We start from the raw sequence: 1,637 nt of genomic DNA, 5'->3' as shown, positions 1-1,637 counted from the left end.
GGTGGTCAACAGTGTGCGCAACGTGACCGACATTGTCGCCGAGATTTCGGCGCCCAGCGCCGAGCAGAGCAGCGGCATCGAGGAAATCAACCGCGCCGTCACCCAGATGGATGAAGGCACCCAGCAGAACGCCGCACTGGTCGAGCAGGCTGCCGCAGCTGCCAACGCCATGCAAGAGCAGGCTGCCGATCTGGCCAAGGCGATCAGTATCTTCAAGCTGGCCGACACGGAGATGACAAAAACCTCCGCACCGGTCATGGCCCAGGCCCCGCTCCAGCCCCAGCCACAGCCACAGCCTATCCGCAAGCCGGCGACCACCATGCCCAAGGCCAGGACCGTGACAGCGCCAGCGCGCCCGGCCGTGTCTGCTCCTGCCGCCCCCGCCCTGAAGGGCCCGGCCCGCATCGATGACGATGCCTGGGAAACCTTCTGATCGGCACGCCCCCCTCTGGGGCCTGCCGCTCCTCTGACAAGCAGGCGGCCATCCCTCCTATAGCCATCGGTTGACGGCAAGCTGATACTGTTGCGTTTCACGCGTTCACAGCGGCAGCATTGACGACAACAAGGCAAGGGAGGGCTCATGCGGCTTGCTTGGCACACAGCGCCGAGGCCAAGGACGATAGTGCGGATCTTCACCTGGAGCGTCGCCGCGCTGGCCGCCTTGCTGGCGGTCCCCATCCTGCTGGTCGCCCTGTTGGACTGGAACCTCCTCAAGCCCTGGTTGAGCCGGCAGTTTTCCGTGGTGTTGTCACGCGAGATCAGGGTCGATGGTCCGATCAGCCTGTCGTGGTCGCTGGCCCCCAGTAGCCCGCAGGGTGGCGTGTCCTGGCTGCCGCAATTGCATTTGACGGCCCAGGACTTGCAGATCGGCAACCCCGCCTGGGCCCACAGTGCCGATCACCTGCTGCGCGCCCAGCGCCTGGATCTGCACTTTTCCCCGCTGCCACTGCTACGCTGGCACTGGCATGTCACCGACCTGCGCATCGATGGCCTGGACCTAGTCATGGAGCGCCTCGACGAGCACCACAAGAACTGGCGCTTTTCCGACCAGCCACGTTCCCGCTGGAGTTTCGACATCCATCAGATCGTCTTCGACCATGCCCTGATCCGCTATGTGGACCAGCCGCTGGACCTGGACTTGCGCTTTGATGTCAGACCACTGACATCAGATATCAATCGTGCTGCCGCGCTGCGTGATCAGCGTGATCAGCGCGACGATGGCGCCCTGGTGCTGCAGGCGGCCGTGAGCGGTCGCTATGGACAGGCGCCGGTGCAGGGCCAGCTCCGTGGCGGCGCCTTGCCGGATCTGTTGAACCAAGGCAGCGTCTATCCGCTGCAAGCCGAGGGTGAGGTAGGGGCGGTGCAGACCATCATCCACGGCAATCTCATCGAGCCTCACCATTTGCAGCGCGCCGACCTGCGCATCCGCTTGAGCGGTGACAGCCTGGATCGCCTGTATGCGGCAACAGGGATACCGCTGCCTTCGACCCAGCCTTTCAGTACCAACGGTCAACTGACCATCACCCGTGTCGATACCGAGACCCGGGCCTGGAACTGGCGCTACGAACACTTCCGTGGCAAGGTCGGCGATAGCGATTTTGCCGGCGATGCCACCTATTACCGTGGACCACCCAAGA

General features: G+C 64.0%; 1 protein-coding gene and 1 pseudogene. Both read left to right on the top strand.

Translation table 11 applies throughout. From position 1 onward, the window contains the following. Positions 1-433: pseudogene (locus tag I5W_RS16740) on the top strand (methyl-accepting chemotaxis protein); the annotation flags it as partial. A gap of 189 nt (positions 434-622) precedes the next feature. After that, the coding region (locus I5W_RS16735; protein ID WP_044530071.1) for an AsmA family protein at positions 623-1,637 on the top strand (1,015 nt) is incomplete at its 3' end.

Origin of the sequence: Herbaspirillum sp. B65 (assembly GCF_000333555.1) — a bacterium.
In the GTDB taxonomy this organism is placed as follows: Bacteria; Pseudomonadota; Gammaproteobacteria; order Burkholderiales; family Burkholderiaceae_D; genus Herbaspirillum; species Herbaspirillum rubrisubalbicans.
This window is presented reverse-complemented; position numbering and strand designations above follow the sequence as displayed.